This is a genomic window from Rhodovibrio salinarum DSM 9154 (assembly GCF_000515255.1).
Taxonomy (GTDB): domain Bacteria; phylum Pseudomonadota; class Alphaproteobacteria; order Kiloniellales; family Rhodovibrionaceae; genus Rhodovibrio; species Rhodovibrio salinarum.
Genome location: NZ_KI911559.1, coordinates 888,571 through 910,991, shown reverse-complemented (window position 1 = coordinate 910,991; position 22,421 = coordinate 888,571). Strand labels below are relative to the sequence as shown.

Annotated in this window: 21 protein-coding genes; 17 read left to right on the top strand and 4 right to left on the bottom strand. The window is 65.2% G+C overall.

The genetic code is table 11. The features are described from left to right. Positions 1-176: 176 nt before the first annotated feature. The 4 genes from RHOSA_RS20370 to RHOSA_RS0104260 all read left to right on the top strand — a co-directional run bounded on the left by RHOSA_RS20370 (position 177) and on the right by RHOSA_RS0104260 (position 4,043). Positions 177-683, top strand: a complete 507-nt coding sequence (locus RHOSA_RS20370; protein WP_037255694.1) for a F0F1 ATP synthase subunit B family protein — start codon at positions 177-179, stop codon at positions 681-683. Beyond that, the gene (atpF, locus tag RHOSA_RS0104270; protein WP_027287709.1) at positions 683-1,165 is read left to right on the top strand and encodes a F0F1 ATP synthase subunit B; all 483 of its coding nucleotides are present in this window, start codon (positions 683-685) and stop codon (positions 1,163-1,165) included. The genes RHOSA_RS20370 and atpF overlap by 1 nt, the downstream gene beginning before the upstream one ends. Before the next feature lie 116 nt (positions 1,166-1,281). Continuing rightward, positions 1,282-2,580 carry a YecA/YgfB family protein gene (locus RHOSA_RS25005; RefSeq protein ID WP_027287708.1) on the top strand — a complete coding sequence of 433 codons (1,299 nt, stop codon included), beginning with the start codon at positions 1,282-1,284 and terminating at the stop codon, positions 2,578-2,580. Positions 2,581-2,711: 131 nt separating this feature from the next. Further along, positions 2,712-4,043, top strand: coding sequence for an MATE family efflux transporter (locus tag RHOSA_RS0104260; protein ID WP_027287707.1), 1,332 nt, complete (start codon positions 2,712-2,714; stop codon positions 4,041-4,043). A 3-nt stretch (positions 4,044-4,046) separates the two neighbouring features. Here the strand turns inward: RHOSA_RS0104260 and RHOSA_RS20365 are convergent, their stop codons facing one another. Both RHOSA_RS20365 and RHOSA_RS0104250 read right to left on the bottom strand, forming a co-directional pair. Then, positions 4,047-4,940 (bottom strand): cyanophycinase, encoded by an 894-nt coding sequence (locus tag RHOSA_RS20365; RefSeq protein ID WP_081728454.1) that lies wholly within the window; start codon positions 4,938-4,940, stop codon positions 4,047-4,049. Between the two features lie 83 nt (positions 4,941-5,023). After that, the gene (locus RHOSA_RS0104250) at positions 5,024-5,272 is read right to left on the bottom strand and encodes a hypothetical protein (protein ID WP_027287706.1); all 249 of its coding nucleotides are present in this window, start codon (positions 5,270-5,272) and stop codon (positions 5,024-5,026) included. Positions 5,273-5,600: 328 nt separating this feature from the next. Here RHOSA_RS0104250 and RHOSA_RS0104245 point away from each other — a divergent pair, with 328 nt between their 5' ends. Then, complete coding sequence (locus RHOSA_RS0104245; protein ID WP_037255691.1) at positions 5,601-5,936, top strand: DMT family transporter; 336 nt, start codon at positions 5,601-5,603, stop codon at positions 5,934-5,936. On the opposite strand, the gene RHOSA_RS0104240 is transcribed toward RHOSA_RS0104245, so the two are convergent. Next, positions 5,933-7,018: an AI-2E family transporter gene (locus RHOSA_RS0104240; protein ID WP_027287704.1), complete on the bottom strand. Its 1,086-nt coding sequence runs from the start codon at positions 7,016-7,018 to the stop codon at positions 5,933-5,935. The genes RHOSA_RS0104245 and RHOSA_RS0104240 overlap by 4 nt on opposite strands. Before the next feature lie 238 nt (positions 7,019-7,256). Between RHOSA_RS0104240 and RHOSA_RS0104235 the strand changes: the two genes are divergently transcribed. From RHOSA_RS0104235 to RHOSA_RS0104225, 3 genes are all read left to right on the top strand, one after another. Next, positions 7,257-7,520, top strand: a complete 264-nt coding sequence (locus RHOSA_RS0104235; RefSeq protein WP_027287703.1) for a hypothetical protein — start codon at positions 7,257-7,259, stop codon at positions 7,518-7,520. A gap of 120 nt (positions 7,521-7,640) precedes the next feature. Continuing rightward, a complete protein-coding gene (locus RHOSA_RS20360) occupies positions 7,641-8,867 on the top strand; it encodes an alginate lyase family protein (protein WP_051431783.1) in 1,227 nt (408 codons plus the stop codon). A gap of 148 nt (positions 8,868-9,015) precedes the next feature. Beyond that, complete coding sequence (locus RHOSA_RS0104225; protein WP_027287702.1) at positions 9,016-9,480, top strand: hypothetical protein; 465 nt, start codon at positions 9,016-9,018, stop codon at positions 9,478-9,480. Positions 9,481-9,530: 50 nt separating this feature from the next. Here RHOSA_RS0104225 and RHOSA_RS20355 read toward each other — a convergent pair whose 3' ends face one another. Then, the gene (locus RHOSA_RS20355; protein WP_051431782.1) at positions 9,531-10,277 is read right to left on the bottom strand and encodes an OmpA family protein; all 747 of its coding nucleotides are present in this window, start codon (positions 10,275-10,277) and stop codon (positions 9,531-9,533) included. Positions 10,278-10,642: 365 nt separating this feature from the next. Between RHOSA_RS20355 and RHOSA_RS23985 the strand changes: the two genes are divergently transcribed. The 9 genes from RHOSA_RS23985 to RHOSA_RS0104175 all read left to right on the top strand — a co-directional run bounded on the left by RHOSA_RS23985 (position 10,643) and on the right by RHOSA_RS0104175 (position 22,401). Then, a complete protein-coding gene (locus tag RHOSA_RS23985) occupies positions 10,643-11,470 on the top strand; it encodes a glycosyltransferase family 2 protein (RefSeq protein WP_027287701.1) in 828 nt (275 codons plus the stop codon). Beyond that, complete coding sequence (locus RHOSA_RS23980; protein ID WP_027287700.1) at positions 11,467-12,588, top strand: glycosyltransferase family 4 protein; 1,122 nt, start codon at positions 11,467-11,469, stop codon at positions 12,586-12,588. Before RHOSA_RS23985 ends, RHOSA_RS23980 begins: the two co-directional genes overlap by 4 nt. 3 nt (positions 12,589-12,591) lie before the next feature. Continuing rightward, positions 12,592-13,791: a glycosyltransferase family 4 protein gene (locus RHOSA_RS20340; protein ID WP_156092536.1), complete on the top strand. Its 1,200-nt coding sequence runs from the start codon at positions 12,592-12,594 to the stop codon at positions 13,789-13,791. A 25-nt stretch (positions 13,792-13,816) separates the two neighbouring features. Continuing rightward, positions 13,817-15,589, top strand: coding sequence for an ABC transporter ATP-binding protein (locus RHOSA_RS0104200; protein ID WP_051431780.1), 1,773 nt, complete (start codon positions 13,817-13,819; stop codon positions 15,587-15,589). Between the two features lie 383 nt (positions 15,590-15,972). Next, positions 15,973-17,301: an ExeA family protein gene (locus RHOSA_RS0104195; RefSeq protein ID WP_027287698.1), complete on the top strand. Its 1,329-nt coding sequence runs from the start codon at positions 15,973-15,975 to the stop codon at positions 17,299-17,301. A 181-nt stretch (positions 17,302-17,482) separates the two neighbouring features. After that, the gene (locus tag RHOSA_RS0104190; protein WP_027287697.1) at positions 17,483-18,541 is read left to right on the top strand and encodes a CpsD/CapB family tyrosine-protein kinase; all 1,059 of its coding nucleotides are present in this window, start codon (positions 17,483-17,485) and stop codon (positions 18,539-18,541) included. Continuing rightward, the gene (locus RHOSA_RS20335; protein ID WP_051431779.1) at positions 18,541-19,650 is read left to right on the top strand and encodes a polysaccharide biosynthesis/export family protein; all 1,110 of its coding nucleotides are present in this window, start codon (positions 18,541-18,543) and stop codon (positions 19,648-19,650) included. Before RHOSA_RS0104190 ends, RHOSA_RS20335 begins: the two co-directional genes overlap by 1 nt. Before the next feature lie 52 nt (positions 19,651-19,702). Beyond that, on the top strand, positions 19,703-21,076 hold the full coding sequence (locus RHOSA_RS0104180; RefSeq protein ID WP_027287696.1) for a GumC family protein: 1,374 nt from the start codon (positions 19,703-19,705) through the stop codon (positions 21,074-21,076). A gap of 263 nt (positions 21,077-21,339) precedes the next feature. Beyond that, positions 21,340-22,401: a sugar transferase gene (locus tag RHOSA_RS0104175; RefSeq protein ID WP_169816592.1), complete on the top strand. Its 1,062-nt coding sequence runs from the start codon at positions 21,340-21,342 to the stop codon at positions 22,399-22,401. The last annotated feature ends 20 nt before the right edge of the window (positions 22,402-22,421 follow it).

Here is a 22,421-nt window from a genome sequence, read left to right as displayed (position 1 = left end):
CGCGTGGTAGACTGCCGCGTGGTAAACTACGGGGTCCGCGCTCCGGGTCCCAGGCGACGAACAGCCACCACCGCCGGACGGCCTGCCCGTTCGGCCGCCGCACGCGGGGCGGAATTTGCGGGACCGGGCAGACGGTCGCGATCGGCCCACGTGTCAGGAGTTACAGGGGTTAGGCGATGCCTCAGTTCAACCCGGAATGGTTCGCGAGCCAGATTTTCTGGCTGATCGTGGCCTTCGTGGGCCTCTACCTCATCATGAGTCGCGTCGCCCTGCCGCGCATGGCGCAGATCATGGAGGAGCGGCAGGACAAGATCGAGGACGACCTCGCCAAGGCGGAAAAGCTCCGCCAAGAGGCCGAGGAAGTCTACCAGTCCTATGAGCAACAGCTGGCTGAAGCCCGGCAGCAGGCTCAGAAGACGATGAAGGAAACCAGCGACCAGCTGGACAAGGAACAGCGCGAGCGGCACGACGCCTTCACCCAGGAGCTGGACCAGAAGATCGCCGATGCCGAGCAGCGGATCGACAGCGCCAAGCAGCAGGCGCTCGACAATCTGCAGTCGGTCGCCGGCGACGTGGCGCAGCAAGCCAGCGCCAAGCTCCTCGGCGATAAGATCGCCAAGGAGAAGGCTGACGCCGCCGTGAAGAACGCGATGAAGCAATCCCAGGAAGGAGGCCAGGCCTGATGCTGCAGAGCACGACATTCTGGGTCGCCATCGCCTTCTTCATCTTCGTCGCGATCGTCGGCTACTATGGCCTGCGCCCGATCCTGCGCACCCTCGACGCCCGCGGCCAAAAGATCCGCAAAGACATCGACGAGGCGGAGAAGCTGCGCGAGGAAGCCCAGCGCCAGCTCGCCGATTACAAGAAGAAGCAGCGCGAGGCGCAGCGCGAGGCGGACGAGATTCTCCAGCACGCCAAGACCGAGGCCAAGCGCATGCGCGAGCGTGCCGAGCGCGACCTCGAAGAGCAGATCAAGCGTCGCGAACGCCTGACCATGGAGAAGATCGAGCAGGCCGAGGCGCAGGCGCTCGCCGAGGTGCGTAACCGCGCCGCCGACATCGCCGTACGTGCCACCGAGCAACTGCTGCGCGACAACATGTCGGACACGCATCAAAAGCAGCTGGTCGACAGCACGATCGAGGGCGTGCGCAAGAACCTCCACTAGAGGTCACGGCACCGCCTTCGGGCGTTATCGAGACAGACGCCGCCGGGCTCGACACGAGGCCGGCGGCGTTTTTCGTCCCGGCATCCCCCCAGTCCACCGTCCACTTGCGAGCCGCCATGGCCAAGGCCCGCCCCCCGAAGTCTGGACGCCCCACCAGCCGCCCCCGCCTGCGCCGAGCGCTGGCCAGCCTGCCCGACGGTGACGGCGCCCAGAGCGTGATTCTGGTTGCCGGCCCGACCAACAAGCCGGTCGTGGCACTCGTCCTGCTCAAACGTGGTGCCGGGCTCACCGACGTCGACCTTGCGCACTGTCACGACCGCAACGAGGCGGCCGCGATCCTGCGCCAGAGTGAGGACATCGGCGCCTTCGACATCTCGCCAGCGACGGCACGGACCCTGCTCGCCACCGCCCTCGCCGAAGACACACCCGCCGACGGCTGGGCGGATGCGGCGGCGGCAACGGGGCTGGCTGAGCTGCACGCGGACGCCGTGTCCGGACGCGCCTGGCTTACCCGACTGGATCCCGATGGCCATCGGCTCGGCCATCAGCCCCCAGCCGACGCGATCGCCGACAGCGCGCACTGGCCGCAGCGCCACCCGATGATCGCCACCTGGACTGTCGGCTGGGACCGCATGCGGGAAGTGGATGCGGATGCGGCAGACGCGGCTCTGCGCGCGGCGATCTGGGCTGCCATCCGCCGGGACTCGGCTGAGTGGGCGGAGGTGATGCTGCGTGCGGCCCTGCTGCTGCAGGACGCGGGCGCTGACTGGTCCGGCTTCGCCGACGCCGGCCGTGCCCTGCTCGACGGGCACGATCCGGCCGAATTGCCGATCTTCGGGCAGGTGGTCGATGCCAGCATCGTGGCGGTCCGCGAGGAAACGGAGGCGGACGATGGTTTTGCCTTGCCGGTCGACGGCGGCGGTCCGCCGGCCGCCCCGGGGGAGCTGGAAGACCTGCTGCGTCGGGCCGGCGGTGAAGCCGACCCGGAATGGCTCGACGGCTATCTTGCGGCCGTCGAACTCGCCCCGCGCCCGATACCGCCGGAGAGCTGGATCAGCCATCTGGTCTACGGCCCTGACCTCGCCCGCGACCGCCCGGCGGCCAAACGGCTCGCCAACCTCGCCCTGCAGCGCCACGACGGGCTGCTGGAATGCCTGGAAACGCCCGAAGACGTGCGCGAAAGCGTCCGCGAAACCAACGACGCCGGCCTTCGCACCTGGGTGCGCGGCTTCGTGCACGCGAGCGAAACCTATCCGGATGCCTGGCCCGCAGCCGAACTGTCGGAACGCGACCGGGAAATGCTGTCGACCCTCACCGCCCTGGCCCGCGACGACGCGGGATCGACGCCCAACCGCGAGTCGCTCGCTGCCTGGCTGCTCGACCGCGCTGAAAGCACGAGCCGGCCCGTTGTGTAGGGTGGACTGGCCGCAACGCGGCACTCCCTCACTGCCGTGCCGCACGCTGACCACAAGCGGGCCAACCTCTAGCCCCGACGTGTCAGCCGGGTTAGAACCCGCCTCCTGATGATCAGCTCCGACCCTCCAGCATGAGTGAGCGCGTACACCTGGATCAGCCGACCCGCAGCGTCTGGCGGCTGGCCGTACCGATCATTCTCTCCAACCTGTCGACGCCGCTTTTGGGCGCGGTCGACACGGCGGTGATGGGGCATCTGCCGGATGCCGCCTATCTTGGCGCGGTGGCGGTCGGCGCGATGGTGTTTTCCTTCCTATACTGGGGGTTTGGCTTCCTGCGCATGGGCACGACCGGCTTCGCTGCCCAGGCGTTCGGCGCCGGCCAACGCGACGAGCTCCGTGCAACGCTGGGCCGGCCCCTGCTGCTGGCGGGCATATTGGGCACGCTGCTGATCGCCTTGCAGGTTCCGATTGGCTGGGTCGCCTTCCAACTGGTGGAGAGCAGCCCGAAGGTCGAGAGCTTTGCCGGCACGTACTATGCGATCCGCATCTGGTCGGCTCCCTTCGCCCTCACCAACTACGCCGTGTTGGGCTGGCTCCTGGGAACCCAGCGCGCGCGGACGGCGCTCGTCCTGCAGATCGCCCTCAACGGCACAAACGTGCTGCTCGACCTAGTCTTCGTCCTGGGTCTGGGCTGGACGATCGCAGGGGTCGCCGCGGCCAGCCTGATCGCGGAGATCTTCGCCGCCATTCTCGGCCTCACGATCTGCGGCATGCTGCTGCGGCGCGAGGGCGGGCGCTGGTCCTGGGAGCGAATCGCCGACCGGACGCGACTGATCGCGCTCTTCCGGGTCAACCGCGATATCTTCCTGCGCACCCTTTCCGTGATCTTCGCGTTCGCCTATTTCACCGCCAAGGGTGCGGAAATGGGCGAAACGCGCCTGGCCGCCAACGCCATCCTGATGCAATTGCAGCAGTTCCTTTCGTTCGGTCTGGACGGCTTCGCTCACGCCGCGGAAATCCTGGCCGGCAACGCGATCGGCGCGAAAGATCGCCCCGCCTTCCGTCATGCCTGCCGCTCAGCCACCTTCTCCGCCCTGGCCTTGGCCGGGAGCGCCGCGCTCATCTTCGCGCTTGGCGGGCCCGGCATCGTGCGGCTGTTCACCGACCTCGCGGAAGTACGGGAAGCGGCCGCCACCTACCTGCCCTGGATGGTCCTGAGTCCGCTCGTCTCGGTTTGGCCGTTCATGCTGGATGGCATCTTCATCGGCGCCACGCGCACCACAGCGATGCGCAACGCCATGCTGATGTCGCTGGCGGTCTACTTCGTCGCCTGCTGGACCCTGATTCCGCTGTTCGATAACCACGGGCTCTGGGCAGCCCTGATGATCTTCATGGCCACCCGCGCCCTGACGCTCGGCTGGTACTTCCCGGCCCTGGAACGCTCGGTCGGCCAACGGGCATAGGCGCTACATCCGCCAAGCGCCGGCTTCAAGCACCGCCGGCTCAGGCAGCGCGAACAGCGGTGCCGTGCGGGCCAACAGCATGTCGGGTGGCAGCACCCGACGCGTTTCCATGTCGAAGCCCAGACCCGCCGTCAACGCGTGCACCGTCACGTTGGAGACGGTAATGGCATCGCCCTGCGCGATCTCGGCGACGTTGGAATGATCAATCGACCAACTGTCGACGACGATGACGTGACCGGTCCCGACCGCCTCCAGGACCCGGTCGGGGTGAACCACCACGGCCGTGTCCTCCCCCAGGCCGAGGCCCAGCCGTTCCGGGTTGGCGGCGCCGACCTCCATCAACCGGGTGAAACGCCCGCACTGCACGAAGTGACTGTCGATCACGACCCCCCGCACGAAGCCCAGGCCGCTGGTCATCTTTACGTTGCCCTTGTGCATGCTGGCCGCCGCGTCGCCATCGTAGATCATGGTGCGCGACATCGCCGCCGCGCCGGCGCTGGTCCCGGCAATGACGGCGCCCGCCGCATGCCGGCGGCGGATGGCGTCCAAAAGCGTGGTGCCGCCCAGAACGTAGGTCAGCCGGAGTTGGTCACCACCGGTCATGAAGATCACGTCCGCCGCCTCGACCTGGGCCACTGCGGCGGGCGCGTTGGCCGCGTGACGGGTGCGTACGTCCAACGTGTGAACTCTCTGCACCCCAAGACCACGGAAAGCCTCGTGGTACATCGGGAGCACGAGCTCCGGGATCTGACTGGCGGTGGCCAGTACCGCGACGGTCGGGTCCAAAACGCCGGTTAGCTTGAGAACATGTCGGAGCACGGCGCGCGCGGAGGTTTTATCCTCCGCGCCACCGATCGCGACGAGGCAGCCAGGAGCCTGGGCGAGGTGGGCAGACATCGATCAGATGTCCTAGACGGGCACTGGGGCCCGAGGGATATGGAAACCGTCAAGGCAAGCCGGTAACACCGCGCCCTGGCGCACTACGGCTGCAGGTTGTCGTTCGGAATGCGGCCGGAGATCAGATGCAAGGCGTGATAATGCTCGGCGAGGTCCCGTGGCATGCGGAACCGCACGTCGCCATCGACGAATTCGAGCGACTGCGTCTCGGGCTCGAACGCAACCCGATACTCGCCGGCCGGGGCAACCAGGGACCGCCCGTCAGGGGCCGTCAGGACAATCTGGTTCGCCGGGCCACGGTCATTGATTTTCAAGGCGCAGGTCACGGTCATCGCGGCAACCTCCCAAGATATGGCCGTCGGGGAAACGGCCTGCCCCCGCACCACGCGGGCGCCATTCAGTCGGACAGTATGTGAGGCTATTTGGGGGTTTTGCATAGACACTATTTTTGCCGGGACCGTCATGCCCCTAACGCAAGGCACGGCGACTTGATTCCCGCCTCGAACCACAATCACAAGCGAAGCTGTGGTCACACGGAGCCCAGCGTCCGTTGCACGGCTTGACTATACCGTCTGGCCGGTATAGTTCTTAGTACCGCCACGCCGTCGACCGGACACCGTCCGGAACGGCGTGGCGTGGATTCAAGGAGGCGAACCGCCGATGAGCGCGACCCTGACCTATGCCCTTCTAGCCCTCGCCATCTTGTGCGAAGTGACGGCGACCAGTGCGCTCAAGCTGTCCGATGGCATGACGAAGCTCGGCCCCGCCGCCATCGTCGTGGCGGGCTACGCGGGGGCGTTCTACCTGCTGGCCCTCAGCCTCAAGACCCTGCCGGTCGGCTTCGTCTACGCGCTGTGGTCCGGTCTGGGCATCATCGGCGTGGCGATCGTCGGCGCGGCTGTGTTCGGGGAAAGTGTCAGCCTGCCCAAGATCGCCGGCTTCGTGCTGATCATTGCCGGGGTGGCGCTGGTCAAGGGCGGCGGCGCGGCTGCTTAATCGTCGCCGGTTGCCGGATCCGCTTCCGAAGCGTGTGCCGGATCGTACAGATGGCTTTGCAAATAGTAGTCGTCGGTCGCACGCACTAGCACACCGATCGAGGCGGTGACCGGAATCGCAAGCAGCACGCCCGTGAAACCGAACAGCGTGCCTCCGGCCATCAGGGCGAAGATTACCCAAAGCTCGTGCAGCTCGACGTTCCGCCCGACCAGCCGTGGGGTCAGGAAGTTACCTTCCGCGACCTGGCCGAGCGCGAAAATCGCGACCGTCACCAGCCACATCCATGGCTCGGCGAAGGTGAACACCGCCGAGATCAGTCCAAGCGCGCCGCCCAGGATCGCCCCGACAAACGGAATGAACGAGATCGCGCCCGCGAACAAACCGATCAACAGACCGTAGGATAGGCCGAGCGCGGTCAGGCTGACGGCGTAGAACACGCCCAGGATCAACGCCACCATCGCCACGCCGCGCATCCAGGCGGCCAGTGTCGCATCGATCTCGCGCGCACGGGCGCGCACGATCTCCACCGCCGGGCGCGGGATGCGCCGGTCGACTGCGGCCACCAACCGGTCCCAATCGCGGATCAGGTAGAAGGCGACCAACGGCGTGATCAGTAGGGTGGACAGGATATCGAAAGCCGCGAGCGAGCCGGAGAAGACCGCCTGCACGCCCGAGCCGATCCACCCCGCCGCCGTGCCGGCATAGGTCGCCGCCGCCTGCTCGATCCGCTGGCGGACTTCCGGGGTCAAGTACGGTTCGAGGTCCGCCCACAGCGGCTGGATCAACTGCGCCGCACGGTCACGCAACTCCGGTGCCCGGTCGATCAGATCGATCGTCTGCGACCACACCAGCGGGATCGCCACCGCCAAGACCACGACGACCACCAGCGCAAACACACCGACCACCAGCGCCGTCGCGCCGTTGCGCGAAAAGCCGCGTGCCTCCAGCCGGTCGCACAGCGGGTCCAGCATGTAGGCGATCACCATCCCCAACACGAACGGGAACAGGATGCTGGACAGGAGATACAGGCCGCCCAGGAAGACCAGGGCGATGACCAGCCAGATGCGCGCGCGCAAGCTCATGTCCGGGGCAACCTCCCAAGCGCGGTTTGCGGGACCGCCCGCTCCCTAGCAGCCTAGCCGCCCGCTGTCGCCCCCTTCCGATGGATCAAGCGACCGGGCGACCAAGAGCGTATCGCTTGGACCGGAGGTCCGCCACGCGTTGACGCTCTAGCGGCGCGCGGCGACACTTGCGCGGGCGGGCGCGGCTTCGGTCGATTGCGTGCAACGAGAGGGGGACAAACTGACAGGAGCTGGCGACATGACCACGCTTTTCGCCGATGGGATCCACAGCGTTGCGCGACGTAGCGGGGTGTTGCGCATCGCGTTGTCCCGGACCGACGCCAACGGCGAACCGCAGGCCGCCGGTCAACTACTGCTGCCGGAGGCCGAGGCGCACGCCTTCCTGGCCGTCCTGCAGGAGCAGGTGGCGGAACCGACCGACCCGAACGCCCCGTCCCCCGAGCGATCGACGCACCTCCCCAAACAGGAAGACGACGAAGACATCGGCGATCTGGCCCAGTAGAACGGGTCTGCACCGAATTTTCCGCAAGTTCTTGCGCCATACACACACCGAAAAGCCGGGGCCGGCGCATCGATCCGGGCCTAGACTGTATATTCTTTGAAGAAGGTGAGAGTGCTCTCGATGCCCGGCACGTTCGTGCGGACCATTGTTCTGGTCGCCCTCCTGGCCCTTCTGGCAGTGGTCTCCCTGATGCCGAAGGAGATGCTGCAGGGACCCGAACAGCAGGACACGCCCCCCGCCGCGGACGCGTCCCCTGAGCGCGCGCAGGGCGCCGATGCGCCTCCGGGCCAAGCAATGGCATCCGACTCGGGCGAGGGCGACACGGTCATCCTGCCGAAGACACGGCTGCCCCAAGGCGTCGACATCCCCAAGGCCTATATCTGGATATCCAAAGAGCGCCTGCGCGAGCTGCCGACCGAAGGACCGGCATGGGAGAACCTGCAGGCCGCGGCAGCCGAGCCGCTGATGCCGCCGGATTTGTCCGATCAGAACGATCCGACCAATGTCCACGTTCTGGCCAAGGCGCTGGTCTACGCCCGCACCGGACAGGAAAGCTACCGCGGTACGGTGATCAACGCCTGCATGCTGGCGATCGGGACGCAGCGCGGCGGCCGGACGCTGGCACTCGGCAAGGAACTGATGGCCTACGTGCTGGCCGCCAATCTGGTCGGCATGCCAGCGGACAAGGACAAACAGTTCCGCACCTTCCTGCGCGATATGCTGTCCAGGGAATTTCCGTCGGGCAAGACGCTACGCTCCACCCACGAGGACCGGCCGAACAACTGGGGCACCTATGCCGGCGCCACACGCGCGGCAATCGCGGCCTACCTCGGGGACGCGGCGGAACTCGCCCGCACGGCCCGTGTCTTCAAAGGCTGGCTGGGCGACCGGGACGCCTACGCCGGCTTCACCTTCAAAGCCCGCGACTGGCAGGCCGATCCGGAGCATCCAGTGGGGATCAACCCGGCGGGCGCGACCAAGCAAGGCCACACGATCGACGGGGTGTTGCCAGACGATCAGCGCCGGAGCGGCGGGTTCAGATGGCCGCCGCCCAAGGAAAACTACGTCTATTCGGCCCTGCAGGGCGCGCTCGCGCAGGCCATCATCCTGGACCGTGCAGGCTACGACGTCTGGACCTGGGAGAACCAAGCGCTGCGGCGCGCCTTCGACTGGCTGAACGAGACCGCCGACTACCCGGCACGGGGCGACGACACCTGGCAGCCGCACGTCATCAACTACTACTACGTCACCGAATTTCCGGCCCCTGTGCCGAGCAATCCAGGCAAGAACGTCGGCTGGACCGACTGGACGCACGCGGGCACAGAAGCCAGGCACCGCGGTGAATAGGGGGCGCCCTTCCAAGCGAGGAACCTGTATCCACGCGGAAATCCGAGTAGCCTACCAGTCAGGCGTGTACACGGCCGGGAACATGCGTGCATCGTAGGACTTATCAAGAAACGCGCGAGACATCGCAAACAAAAGGGTCGGCGGCGGCATGCCGAATGAACGCAACCTGGAAGAGAAACGCAAGCTGGTGCGCTGCTGGATGATCAATCCGGACGGCGAGGGCCGCTGGCGCTTTGTCGAGTTGGAGGCGTTCCGGCTGTGGGAGTACGTGATGACCCACAAGCACGGCATGACCATCCGCGACCTCAGCATGTGCCTTTGGGTGCCCGACACCCTCTTCCAGCAGAATAGCGCGATGTTCAAGGAAGCCGGCACGGTGACGCCGGTCAATCAGGTGACGATCGAACGCTACGACCCGAACTACGGCTTCTATCACCTGATCCAGCGCTATTGTCTGGCCGAAGACACGGAAACGATGATCCACCGCCTGCGCGATCATATCGCCCAGCAGACCGGCTCGCGGCACAGCTGGAATCTGCATGCGAGCGATGGCTGGGGGATCGAGCCCAATGTCGGCGAACTCGTGGAACCGATCGCCCTTGGCCTGGCTTGAGGCTTCAGCCTGAGATCCGTCTTACCAAGCCGGCGCGTCAGGGCCTTTCCCTAACGCCCGATCACCTCGTATTCCACGCGGCGGTTCCGTGCCATACCAGCCTCGGTGTCGTTGCTGGCGATCGGCTCGCTTTCGCCGCGCCCGACGGCAACCAGGCGATCGGGATCGATGCCCCGCTCGATCAGGAAGCTGACCACGGCCTTCGCCCGACGTTGGGATAGGTCCATGTTGTAGGCGGCCGTGTTCCGGTTGTCGGTGTGTCCGATCACGCGCACGCGCACCCCGGGGCGTTCGGCAAGCCGGTCGGCGACATCGCGCAGGATCCGGTAGCTTTCCGGCCGGATCGACGCCTTGTTGGTATTGAAGAACACCGGCGGCAGGTCGTTGAGCCCCTGCTCCAGACTGCACCCCTGCGCGTCGACCCGCACGCCGGGCGGCGTGTGCGCACAGGCATCGCGGGCGTTTGCGACGCCATCGCCATCGGTGTCCAGTGGACAGCCACGATCGTTGACCTCGGCACCTTCCGGTGTGTCCGGGCAGTCGTCGCGGGTGTCCCGCACCCCGTCGTTGTCGCTGTCCAGTGCGCAGCCGACGGCGTCGACCCTGACCCCCTCAGGAGTGCCCGGGCACGCATCGCGCGGGTTCAAGACGCCGTCGCCATCGTCGTCGCCCACCTGGGTCCACTCGGGCGCCACACCGCTCCCGTCGGCCTTCATGCCTTCGTGGACGCCGCACCCCGCCAGCACGACCGTCACAGCGAAAAGCGCAAGTCCCACACGCACGTGTCGCATTTCCATCAAGTCAGGTCCTTGCCCCGCACTCCGATGCCCCGCACACCGGACCGCCCCACAAAACAGCGCCCAGCGCACAACCACCTCAACGGGCGCTCGCGGCAAGGCCGTCTCGCGATACCTCTTTTACACCGGACCGTCCAACGTTTTGTCGAAACAACCAACGGCCATAGGGGTAACCTCACAAGGATAGGAAATACCTGTACAAGTCCCACCTGATCCCTTTATCGAGTGACGGGCCGGGGTGGCGGGGGCAACCGCGGTCGTTGCGACCGATCGATCAGCCGGCGCGGTGTGGTGACCGCGGCAGCCGTCCTTTTTCCTGCCCCTTGTTGGTGTTTCTTTGACCCCGCGACGGGCCGTGGACGCGTATGACAAGCGTAAGTGTGATCATCCCGACCTGCGACCGGCCGCACATGTTGGCCGAAGCTCTTGCATCCGTGCAGGGACAAACCCGGCCCGCCGATCAAGTGATCGTGGTCGACAACGGGGTCTTGCCGCTTCCAGAGGCAGTCACCGCCACCTATGACAAGGTGCGGTTCGAACGGATTCCGCCGCGCTCTGGGGCGAGCTTTGCCCGCAATTGGGGCGCCTGGATCGCTGGCTGCGACACGCTCGCCTTCCTGGACGACGATGACCTCTGGCCGGAAGACTACCTGGCGCGCATGCTCGCCTGTCTTGAGGAAACCGACAGCGATCTGGTGGCCGCCCCACAGCGCCTCGCCGACTCAGGCACGGAGACGGAGCGGCCCATCGCCCCGAACCACGACGGCCAATTTCCGCGTTGGACGCGGCTTGGCTACCGGGGCAGCAACATGATCGTTCGGACAACGGCGTTCTGGGCCGTGCAGGGGTTCCCGACCCGGATGCTGACCGGTGAAGACCGGGCCTTCGCGATCGAGCTGGCCACGGCCGGCCACCAAATTCGCGTGTGCCCGGACGCCCACAGCCTGAAGCGCGAACACGCGGGGACCCAGCTCACCGACCGGGCGACGCTTGCCCTCGGCAAGCTCTGCTTCCTGAACGAGTTCGGCGCACGCATGCGCCGCGCCGACCTGCTCGAAGACCGGCTGGCCGTGGTGATCAGTTTGAGCCACACCTGGGGCTGGCCGCTCTGGCTCGTCGGTGTCGCGATGGCTCCGCGGGCCGCGCTCCGCCGCGCGCGCAAGTATTGGCCCCTGAACAGGATCTCCCGATGAGCGCGCCCTCGACCGAGATCGCCGTCGTCACGGAATGTCAGCCTGGGCGGGGCACCCTGACCAGCTTCTGGTTCGCCGCACCGATCTTGCGGGAACAGAACGTTAAACTGTCTTTTTGCTTCACCTATAAGATCAAAGACACCAGGCGAATACTGTTCTGCCGGCGCATCGTCTTCGACGGGGCGGCCGCGCTGCGCACCGGCTTCGGTCCGGGCTGGTATCTCCTGGGCATAATCCTGCGCAAGCAGCTCGCAGTCTATTGGCACGAGACCGAATGGGGCATCGATGCGGCCCGCCAGGTTCCGCAGCGGCTTTCCGCCTGGAAATGGGTCAAGACATACCTGGTCCGCCAGGCCTTAAGGAACCGATCCGTTCACCACTTCCAGGTGTGTCAGCACGGATGCAACATTCTGGTAGACCGCTACGGCGTGTCGAAAGACTCCGTTTCCCTGCTCAATAACTGCTCGAATTCCGAGCGCGCCCTCGCCCATCCCTATGAAAGCGCGCCGAAGCCCGGCCTGTTCGTGGCCGTGGGCCGCTTGCAACCGCGCAAGGGCGTCGACCTCTTCCTAGACATCGCGCAGAAGGTTGCGGCCGAGCGGCCGGAAAGCCGTTTTGTCTGGATCGGCGCGTTCACCGACGCACCCTATTCCGAAGAGCACCTCAAGGCCCGGGTTCAGGAACGACAACTCGACCAGAATGTCACCTTCGCCGGCTTCATGGACGATCCGCTTACGGTCATGTCCGAGGCGGAGGCGGTTCTGCTGACAAGCCGCGACGACCCCTTCCCAAAGGTCCTTCAGGAAGCCCTGGCGGTCGGCCGCTCGTGTGTCGCTTTCGATGTCGGCGGGGCCCGGGAAATCCTGGACGATCTTGGAGAAACGGTGCCCGTCGGCGACGTCGACGCGTTCGCCCGGTGTTTGACCGACCCGTCGCGCCGGGCACAAGACGGTGCAACACAACGCCGCCGGCGCGAGCGGTACCAGGCGCTCTACTCCAAAGACGCCTTCGCAACCCGTTTCCTGGAGGTTCTGGGCTCATGGGATCGACAGGCGCAGCGCGGACAAGACAGCGAGGACGCCGCCGACCGCTCCGAGACCACGGTGCCAAAGGGGTGACGGGTGAATAGACGCACGCCGTGCCGGATCGTTCAGGTCACGATGGGACGCTTCAACCAGTTCGACCTGGCAAGACAGATGCACCGCCACGGGATGCTGGAGACACTGATCACCAGCTACCCTCGCTGGAAGCTGCGCGACGAGGGGATTCCCGAGGATCGTATCGCCAGCTTTCCATGGGTCACGCTGCTACGGAGCGCGGCGACGCGGGTGGGCATCACGGAAGGCCGCGTGAAGCGCGAACTGACCTGGTGGGCGCAGCAGGCCATCGACTGGTACGCGAGCCGGATCGTCGGCGACTGCGACATCCTGATCGGCCAGTCCGGCCAGGGACTCCGCGCGGGCAAGACCGTTCAAGCACGCGGCGGCAAGTACGTCTGCCACCGCGGCTCCTGTCACATCCGCACCCAACGCACCCTGCTGCGCACCGAGTACGAGAAATGGGGCGTCCCCGTTCCCAAGACCGACACGCGGGTTCTCGACAAGGAAGAACAGGAATACGCCCAAGCCGACCTGATCACCGTCCCCTCGGAATTCGCGCGCCAGACATACATCGACCAGGGCATCGCGGCCGAGAAGGTCAAGAAAATCCCCTACGGGGTCGACCTCACCCGCTTTCGCAAGACCGGCGATCCGGACCCGCAGCAGTTCAACGTGCTCTATGTCGGTCAGATTTGTCTGCGCAAAGGTATTCCCTATCTGTTGGATGCTTTTCAACGCATTCAGGTCGCGAACAAGCACCTGACACTGGTCGGCCGGCTTGCGCCGGAACTCCGCGACATGGTTCACGCCGCTCAAGCCTCCGGCCAGATCACGGTGACCGGTCATGTACAGCTACGCGATATCCCACGGCTCATGAGCCAAAGCCACGTCTTGGTCTTGCCCAGCATCGAGGACGGGTTCGCGAAGGTGCAATCGGAAGCACTTGCCTGCGGAACGCCGGTGATCGGCAGCACGCACAGCGGCGCGAGCGATCTGTTTACCGATGGGTGCGAAGGTTTCGTGGTCCGGCCAGGGGACTCGGACGTCCTGGCCGAACGCCTGCAGCGACTGGCCGACTCGCCGGATCTGCGCCAGCGCATGAGCCAGGCCGCCCAAGCGCGGGTCGCCAGCATCGGCGGCTGGAACGACTATGGCGACCAAGCGCGCCAGGTGTTTGAAGAGCTGCGACACGGCAGCGACGCCTCCCGTCCGGGCAGTTAGCGGCGGCCACCAAACGGTTGGCATCATGAAAGGGAACGCCTTGGGAACGCTGGCGGCCAAGATCCTGCGCCTCCTGGACGCGCGGGAGCGTCGACGGGGCCTTCTGGTGCTCGGCCTGATGGTCATGATGGCCGGGTTCGAGGTTGCCGGGATCGCTTCCGTGCTGCCGTTCCTCTCGGTGCTGGGCGACCCGGGGATGATCGAACGCAACGCCTATTTGCAATGGGCCTATGTCGGTCTTGGCTTCGACAGCCATCACGCCTTCCTGATCGCGCTGGCTGTTTTCGGGCTGATCGTTCTGCTCGCGGCAACAGCCGTCCGGCTGGTGGCGCAGTACGCGATGGTCCGTTACGCGCAAATGCGTCGGCACTCGGTCTCGCGGCGGCTGCTGTACGGCCACCTGAACCGTCCCTACGAGTTCTTCCTGACCCACAACAGCGCCAACCTCTCGAAAACCATCCTGTCCGAGGTCGACCAGCTGACGGCGAACGTCATCACGCCGGCCACGCAGCTGGTGGCTTACAGCATCGTCACGATCACCGTGGTGCTCTTTCTGGTGGTCATGGCCCCGTTGCTCGCGCTGGTCACGATGGGACTGATCGGCGGCTTCTACACGCTGATCTATGTGCTGATGCGGGGCTATCTCCGACGGATCGGCGACGAACGCGTGAGAGCGAACGGGCAGCGGTTCAAGGCCGCGGCCCAGGCCTTGGGCGGCATCCAGGAACTCAAGGTGCTCGGGCGCGAGCAGGCCTTTTTCGATGCCTTCGACCCGGCTTCCCGCCGCTACGCGCGGTATCTGGCCGCGAACGAACTGATCTCGAAACTGCCCAAGCGAATGGTCGAAATGCTCGGGTTTGCCGCGGTGCTCGGCGCGGCGATCTACCTGTTGGAAGACCGCGGCAACCTTGGCGAGGTGCTCCCGGTCTTGGGGGCCTACGCGGTTGCGGGAAACCGCCTCCTGCCGGCGGTCCAGTCGGTTTATCAGGGGATCGCCAAGCTCCGCTTCGGCGGCGCGGTGGTGGACACGATCCTGGACGAGCTCGACGCCACCGCCACGGCACGCCATGCGGACATCACGCGCGCCGAACCGCTCGAGCTGACGCAAGCCTTCCGGATGCGTGGGGTCGCCTACGCCTATCCCGGACAGCAAGAGCCGGCGCTGAGCGACATCGATCTGGACGTGCCCGCCCATAGCACGACCTCGATCTACGGCAGCACGGGGGCCGGGAAAAGCACGCTGGTTAAGCTGATTCTGGGCCTTCTGCAGCCCACGCGCGGCACGCTGGACGTCGATGGGCAGGTGCTGACTCCAACCACGCTCCCAGCCTGGCAGCGGACCATCGGCTACGTGCCGCAGGACCTGTTCCTGATCGACGATACGGTCGCCCGGAATATCGCGCTGGGCATCCCGGATACCGAAATCGACTGGACGGCCCTACAGCGCGCCGCCCAAAGAGCGCGCATCCACGAGGTTATCGCCGACCAGCTTCCGCACGGCTACGAGACGGTGCTGGGAGAGCGCGGCATCCGCCTGTCGGGGGGGCAACGCCAACGGATCGCGATCGCGCGCGCGCTGTACCATGATCCGAAAGTCCTCGTGCTGGACGAAGCCACGAGTGCCCTGGACCCCGAAACCGAGCGGCAGATTGTGAACGACCTGATCGACCAGTCGCGTGACATCACACTGATCGCGATCACGCACCGGGAGAGCATCTCGCGCCTTTGCGACCGGGTCTATCGGGTCGAAAACGGGACCGTGCGCCTGGACATTCAACGGCACGATGCCCACACATAGCCAAACGATATGCGACAAAATGCGGCGGTCGATTTAACGTTCTATTAGCTTTTTTGCCCCCCGATTCGGTAGCCCTGGAGATTCTACCGATCAATATACCTAATTTTTAGGGGATTTTTCATTGTTCCTACCTATTCCTGCGTAACTGCCTGGACGAACGTTTTTTTTAGAGCTATACGAACGAGATATCGGGGCGCTTGATTTGCGCAACATGTGCTTACATCAAACGAGTCTTGGCGGGCTCGGAGCGCATAGCGAGGGAAAATCGTGCCACCACGCTACTTGTGGGCGTAGCCGCTTGCAGAAGAGGCGCGCGTAACGACAGGTCCCGCGGAGTTGTGCCCCGACATGGGGAACCTTGTCATGGACTGCGGCAGGTCGGCGTGTACGCGAACTACCAAGGGCTGAGAACCGATCCGTTTCCGAACCGCCCGTCGCCCGAGGTGTTCTTCGACTCGTCGGTGCATCGCGGCGCCTGGTCGTTCCTTCGGCAAGCGCTGCGCGCAAGCGAGCCGTTCATCCTGATCACCGGCGACTTCGGCGCCGGCAAAACGCTGCTCGCCCTCAAGCTGGTTCAGGCGCTGGAGCAACGCCAACTCGGTCCGTGCGTCTACGTCTCCACACCATCGCAAAGCTACACCGAAGTGCTGCGCCGCAGCTACCGGGCGCTCGGATTGGAGGAGCCCTGCGATGAGCTGGATTCCGACCGCCTGCTCGAGCGCATTCACGCCTATGTCGAAACCGAACGTCCAACACGCCGGCTCTACCTGGTCCTTGAGGATCCGCAGGACCTCGACCCCGAAACGTTGCACAAGATCCGGCTGCTGCCGAACTACAACGTTAACGGGCACTACCCCTTCTGCCTGATCATGTTCGCGCACACCTCGTTCCCCCGGATGCTGCGCGAGCCGCGCTGGCAGGCTTTGGATCAGCGCCTCAAGCTGCGCTACCACATCCCCGGCCTGGAGCGCGAGGAAACCCGGGAATACATCTATTTCCGCCTGCTCAGGGCCCAGGCGGAGCAGCCGGACCCGTTCCCGCCCTACTTCGAAGAAGACGCGATCGACCTGATCCAGGATCTCACCAGCGGGCGTCCGCGCGAGATCAACAACCTGTGCGGCATGTGCCTGACGCTCGGCGGCTCACGCGGCCTGATCGCGCTGAACAGCACGCTGGTGCGCGAAGTCGCGCAGATGCTGGGCTGGCCCCTGGAAAACCACAACGGCACCCAGCAGGCTGGCCAGGTTGATAACGGCATCAACCACCGCCCGGCCACTGGCCTTGGTGCAATTCCGGGACAGCGCTTGGACCCGCAACGCATGGGCGTGCCCGGAAGCACCGCCCGGCCACGACGCCCTGCCCCCGAGGCCGCCCCTCCCCGCTTCCCTGGAACCGAGTCCGGATGGGGCGCCCCGCAACCGACATATATCGCGGGCGCGAACCCGGCATGGGGCGGTGCCTCGCACGCAACCGCGAACGCACGCATGAGCGACAGTCTGGCGGGTGACCATGGCGCCGCACGCGGTGGTTTCGGCGCCGCGACGGACATGCCCGTGGCCCCAAGCGGACTAGGCGGCCAACAGCCAGAACGTAGCCTCGCATCTGGCGGCTTGAAGCAATACGCGTGGTGGTTTGCGGTCGGCGGTTTGCTGGTGCTGATCGTCGCGGTCGCGGCCTCCCGCAACCTCAATCTTCTTGGGATGATCGGGTAGGCCGCCATGGTGCGACGACACGGACATTCGGCGCGTTTGCCTCGGACATCGGGCAACCGCGACTGGGCACGTCTCATCACGTGCCGGGGCCTTATGGGGGCGGATGCGTCTCTTAAAAGGCACATGGCGAAAACCATCACGTTTGACGCGTCTGCCGACAACGCACCGCTTGGGGGCAACCATGGCGGCTGACAGTTCACCCCCATCGCGGCGCAAGTCATACGCCGACCAGTATCTGGGCCGAAGCAGCCGTCCGCACGGATCGGAAACCGACCCCTACGGCTATTGGTACGTTGAGCGCCTGCAGCGCGCCGGGACCTTAGGGGACTCGCGCACCGAGGATCGCCAGGCGCCCCGCGCGGATCGCACGCAAACCACCGCTGAGCGGTCCGGCGCCCCGCACGCGGAAGCAGCTGCGGAGCACGACCGGGATACCGCGACTTTCACAGCCGCCGATCTCGGTGACGGCAACACCCCAACAGCAGGTGGCCCCGACCCAACACCGGAGGTCGAGGCACAGCCCGAGTCCGCGCGGCCCCCGTTTACAGCGCCGGAGCCACGGGCCCCCGCGGCCAGCTTCGCGCCAGCCGTCCTGCGGCAGCTGGAACAGAACCGCACGCAGCTATCGCTCGTCGAAGGCAACCTGATCGCCGCCGCGCCGTCCAACGTCTCGACCGTCTACATCACGAGTTGCTTTCGCGGCGAAGGCAAGACGACGGCCGCGCTGTCGACCGCCTATGGGCTATGCGCGATCAGCCAGGCGCGTGTCCTGCTGGTCGATGCCGGAAACCAAGCCGCCCGCCTGCACAGCATGCTCAACGTCACACCCTCCCCAGGCCTTAACGACGTGATCGAGGGACAGGTGGGGCTATCGGATGCGCTGCACCCGACCGAGGGGATGCCGGGCCTGCACGTACTCGCCTGCGGCGCCAACGACCGTATCGCTCTATCGGAGGCGCGCCACGTCGACCGCCTCGCCGCGTTCCTGGCGCAGGTCAAACCGTATTACGACTTCATCATCGTGGACGGCAGCGCCACCCTCTCCTCGTCCGACCCCGCCCGACTGGCCAGTGTGTTCGACGGCGTGGTGTTCGTCGTCGCGTCCGAGCGGACCAAGTGGGAAGTCCTCCAAGGCGCGGTGGAGAAGGTACGCAACGGCGGCGGACAAGTCCTGGGCGGCGTGCTGAACCGCCGACGGTTCTACGTCCCCCGCATGATCTATCAATGGATTTCACGGTGATGGGCAAAGCCGCTCTCGCAAGCCGTCTCGCAGCGGCATTCCTGGTTTCGGTTCTGGCACTCGGGCTCAACGCCTGCGCCCAGAGTTCCGGCATGTCGATGCAGGACGACGCATCCGGGGCCAACGACGACAAGCCGTTCGTGAAGCTCGTCGACCAGACCAAGGCCGGACGGCTGCCAGGCACGCGGCTGGCAAGCCTGCAAGGCGCCGGCGCGTATCCGCTGTTCAGTGCCTACCAAATCTCGCCAGGTGACGTGCTCGACATCGTCTATCACCTGGAGCGGCGACGGCAGAACGAATACCGGATTTCCTTGTACCATACGATCGCGGTCAAATTCATCGGCGCCAGCGAGTTAAACGAGACGCAGCAAGTCCTGCCGGACGGCACGATCTCGCTGCCCTATCTCGGCAAGACGGAAGTTGTCGGTCTGACCACGACGGACCTCGAGAAAAAGCTTCGGGATGCCTACGAAGACGTCCTTCAAGCGCCCGAAATCTACGTGAAGATCGAGAACTTCAACGCCCGCGTGGAACAGATCCGCAACGATCTTCAGACCAGTGCCCGCGGCCTGTCGAAGCTGGTCCGTGTCCGGCCCGACGGGTACGCCTCGTTCCCACTGGTCGGCAGCGTGAAGGTTGCCCAGCGGACGGTCGACTCGGTCGAGCAGGAGTTGCGCGGGAAGTACGCCAACTTCATGGAAGGCCTGGTGGCGGACCTGTTCATGCACGAACAGAACGGCAGCCAGGTCTACGTGCTCGGCGAGGTCAACGAGCCGGGGACCGTGCAAATCGACCGTCCCATCAACGTCATGCAGGCGCTGGCCGAAGTGGGCGGCTACACGCGCGAGGCACGGGTCTCCAGCACGATCGTCTTCCGCCGCCAGGACGACCAATTGGTCGCACACCGCTTCGACCTGGAGAACATGAGCAAGTACGGCCTGCAAGCCGCGCAGTTCTATCTCCGCCCCGACGACGTTCTCCTGGTGCCGCGCAGCAAGATTTCCAGCACCGCCCAGCTGATGCGCGAGATTGCGGACATCACCTTCTTCAACGGCTGGGGATTCGCCGGCATCGAGACCGGCCTGAGCAGTGGCGGAGACAGCGACTAATGGCCGCGCCAAACGCAAAGGCACCACATCTCGTGATACGCGAGAGAACCGCATGAAGACGCAGGATTACATCCGCGAATTCTTCATGATCTTCTTCATCCGCAAGCAGATCATCCTCGCGATCATGGCCGCGGTGGTGTTCGCCGGCGTCGCAATCACCTTGCTCGCCTCACCGGTCTACCAGGCCGAAAGCGCCGTCGTGTTGAAAGGCGGTCAGGTGCTGGATGACCCCACGGGCGTCGGCGAGGGAGCCGATCCAAAAATCGATGCTGTCACGGAGAAGGACCTCTTCTCCGAAATCGAGATCCTATCCTCTTTCAGCGTCTTCCGCCGCGCGACGGAACAGCTGGCCGAACAGGGTCGCTACGGCCTGTCGCCGGACCAAAGCGCCGAGATTCGTCGCTTCGCGGGGAACATCGCCAGCGGGTTCGAGGCCAGCATCGTCCCGCGGTCCAACGTCATCAACGCGCGCCTTGAGTGGGGCGATCCGCAAGCCGCCGAGGATGTCTTGGCTGCCGTGCTCGACGCTTACCTCGCACAGCGCCAGCAGGTCTATAACCCGGCCGAGGCGCAGCAGTTCTTCAAGACGCAGATGGAAAGCTACCAGGACAACCTGGCTGCCATGGAGAACCGCCTGCTCAACGTCGCCGACGGCCAACGGCTGAGCGACCTCGAACAGCAGGTCAACGCCAACGTCCAGATGATCGCCGACATGCAAACACGTCTGGCCGATCTGCGCACGGATCGGCTGAAGCAGCAGAAGCTGCTCGCGTTCCTGGAGCAGACGGTGAATGGCGGCGACAAGAAGACGTTCTTCTACTCGTCCATCGACAACATGGCGCTGGGCGATCTCGCGCGCGAAGTGCAGGGCCTCTACGTCGACGAAGCCGAAGTGCTGCAGACCTACAAGGCCGGAACGGATCGGGCGAACGCAGTGCAGCGGCAAGTCAATCGCATGCAAGGGATGCTGCAAAACGAAGCGCAAAACATCGTCGCCAAGGAACGCGCCACGCTCGACTCCCTGAACGGACAGATCGAGCTGATCGACGGCAAGATCAGTGAGCTGCGCGCCGAGAATCGTGAGCTCAACCGCAGCGCGCTCAAGGCTCGGCAGATCCAACGTCAGATCGACATTACCGAAGGCACGATGCGGACCTTCGACAAACGCTTCCAGGAAGCCCGAATCAAAAGCGAAACCAGCTCCGACCTGTTCTCGGTCAGTGTGGTCGAGAATCCGCAGGCAGGACCCGAACCAACCTTCCCAAATCCGAAGACGATTCTGCCGGCATCCATACTGCTCGGCATCCTTCTCGGACTGACTGTCGGATTCCTGCTCGAGTTCTTCGACCACCGTTTCAAGCGACCGGAAGACCTGACCAACTACGCAGGCATACCGTGCACCTTCTCGGTGCCCGAATACAGCTGATCCAGCGACAGGAACGGGGGATCAACAGGTTTAACGCACGCCTCGGCGCGGGGGAGGCGTGCGGGACGTCTCACATTCTGGGTGGGCTTGGAGCCTTGTCGTCCAGACAGGGATCCGCCGCGTGGGCCGGTAGATACACCGATCAAGCAAGGCGGCATTTCCGGCCCACGCAATCGACTCGTGTGCAGCCGGCATCCCGGCCGACACGACGGACGTAGGGGGACCCGCTGGTGGGGTTCATTCGATACGCGGGGGCAAGTGACGTGTCTTCTGACAAACAGAGCGCGGCTGGCGGGCGCACTCTGACGAATCAGGCTTGCCCACCGGAGGTGACGGTTGGAGCGCCAACCGGCGACCGACTCATCGCGGCCGGACTCATCTTCCTGCTGTCGCCGGTCTTTCTGGTGCTTGCGGCAGGCGTGGCGCTCTTCGTCGGGCGACCGATCTTCTATCGCGGTGAGCGGCTGGGTAAGCGCCGTGCCGTCTACATGGTCTACAAGTTCCGCACGCTGCCTAACGGCATCCAGAAGCGCCTGGGCACGAGCCTGTTTTCGGAGCGCGAGGAAATCTTGCCCGCGCTCGCACGCTTCCTGCGGGAGACCCGGCTCGACGAGTTACCGCAACTGGTCAACGTCGTGCGCGGAGAGATGCGTCTCTTCGGACCACGTCCGGAGCGCCGCGAGGTCTATGAGCGCTATGGGCGCGGCGATCCCGACTACGAGCTTCGCTTCGAGACGGCGCCCGGCCTGTTCGGGATATCTCAACTCCTGACCCCACACAGTGCGCCGAAGCGCTTGCGGGCCCGACTGGATCGCCGCTACCTGAAGGCAGGCGGACACATGACACTGCCGTTCTTCGTTTACGCCGCCCTCGCCATGATCGGAAAATCGATTGCCGCGGCCGGACGCTATTCCTGGCAGAACGCGGTGGGTCTGCGGATGGTCCGCGGCGAGCGCGAGAAACGCAGCCAAGTCCGCATCACCCCGTCCCAGGCCACGATCCAGCTGTTCGACCCCGGCATGACGCCGCCGTTGGTGTCCGGACGCATCCTGGACATGAACCGCGACTACATCCGGGCGCGGTTCGAGGCGCCCCTGCCCTGGTCGTTCATCACCACCCATGGCGGTCGGGTGTCGATCGTGCGCCGGCGCAAAGGCAGCCCTCGGATCAAGAACGCGCGTTGCCACGCGCACGTCGAGCGGCTGCTGAACGACGAGCACAGCGGCCAGCCCGAGTACCTGCTCGCCTACAGCGCCGACAGCACACTCAACCGCTACATGGTCGATCAGTATTTCCTCAAGCAAGCGATCGTAACGCGGCGCTGAACCGCCCCGTTCAAGGAGCA

Bases quoted from the DNA above. Each gene is read 5' to 3' on its own strand.
- RHOSA_RS20370 (WP_037255694.1), top strand. From the start codon at position 177: ATGCCTCAGTTCAACCCGGAATGGTTCGCGAGCCAGATTTTCTGGCTG.
- atpF (WP_027287709.1), top strand. From the start codon at position 683: ATGCTGCAGAGCACGACATTCTGGGTCGCCATCGCCTTCTTCATCTTC.
- RHOSA_RS25005 (WP_027287708.1), top strand. From the start codon at position 1,282: ATGGCCAAGGCCCGCCCCCCGAAGTCTGGACGCCCCACCAGCCGCCCC.
- RHOSA_RS0104260 (WP_027287707.1), top strand. From the start codon at position 2,712: ATGAGTGAGCGCGTACACCTGGATCAGCCGACCCGCAGCGTCTGGCGG.
- RHOSA_RS20365 (WP_081728454.1), bottom strand. From the start codon at position 4,940: ATGTCTGCCCACCTCGCCCAGGCTCCTGGCTGCCTCGTCGCGATCGGT.
- RHOSA_RS0104250 (WP_027287706.1), bottom strand. From the start codon at position 5,272: ATGACCGTGACCTGCGCCTTGAAAATCAATGACCGTGGCCCGGCGAAC.
- RHOSA_RS0104245 (WP_037255691.1), top strand. From the start codon at position 5,601: ATGAGCGCGACCCTGACCTATGCCCTTCTAGCCCTCGCCATCTTGTGC.
- RHOSA_RS0104240 (WP_027287704.1), bottom strand. From the start codon at position 7,018: ATGAGCTTGCGCGCGCGCATCTGGCTGGTCATCGCCCTGGTCTTCCTG.
- RHOSA_RS0104235 (WP_027287703.1), top strand. From the start codon at position 7,257: ATGACCACGCTTTTCGCCGATGGGATCCACAGCGTTGCGCGACGTAGC.
- RHOSA_RS20360 (WP_051431783.1), top strand. From the start codon at position 7,641: ATGCCCGGCACGTTCGTGCGGACCATTGTTCTGGTCGCCCTCCTGGCC.
- RHOSA_RS0104225 (WP_027287702.1), top strand. From the start codon at position 9,016: ATGCCGAATGAACGCAACCTGGAAGAGAAACGCAAGCTGGTGCGCTGC.
- RHOSA_RS20355 (WP_051431782.1), bottom strand. From the start codon at position 10,277: ATGGAAATGCGACACGTGCGTGTGGGACTTGCGCTTTTCGCTGTGACG.
- RHOSA_RS23985 (WP_027287701.1), top strand. From the start codon at position 10,643: ATGACAAGCGTAAGTGTGATCATCCCGACCTGCGACCGGCCGCACATG.
- RHOSA_RS23980 (WP_027287700.1), top strand. From the start codon at position 11,467: ATGAGCGCGCCCTCGACCGAGATCGCCGTCGTCACGGAATGTCAGCCT.
- RHOSA_RS0104200 (WP_051431780.1), top strand. From the start codon at position 13,817: ATGAAAGGGAACGCCTTGGGAACGCTGGCGGCCAAGATCCTGCGCCTC.
- RHOSA_RS0104190 (WP_027287697.1), top strand. From the start codon at position 17,483: ATGGCGGCTGACAGTTCACCCCCATCGCGGCGCAAGTCATACGCCGAC.
- RHOSA_RS20335 (WP_051431779.1), top strand. From the start codon at position 18,541: ATGGGCAAAGCCGCTCTCGCAAGCCGTCTCGCAGCGGCATTCCTGGTT.
- RHOSA_RS0104180 (WP_027287696.1), top strand. From the start codon at position 19,703: ATGAAGACGCAGGATTACATCCGCGAATTCTTCATGATCTTCTTCATC.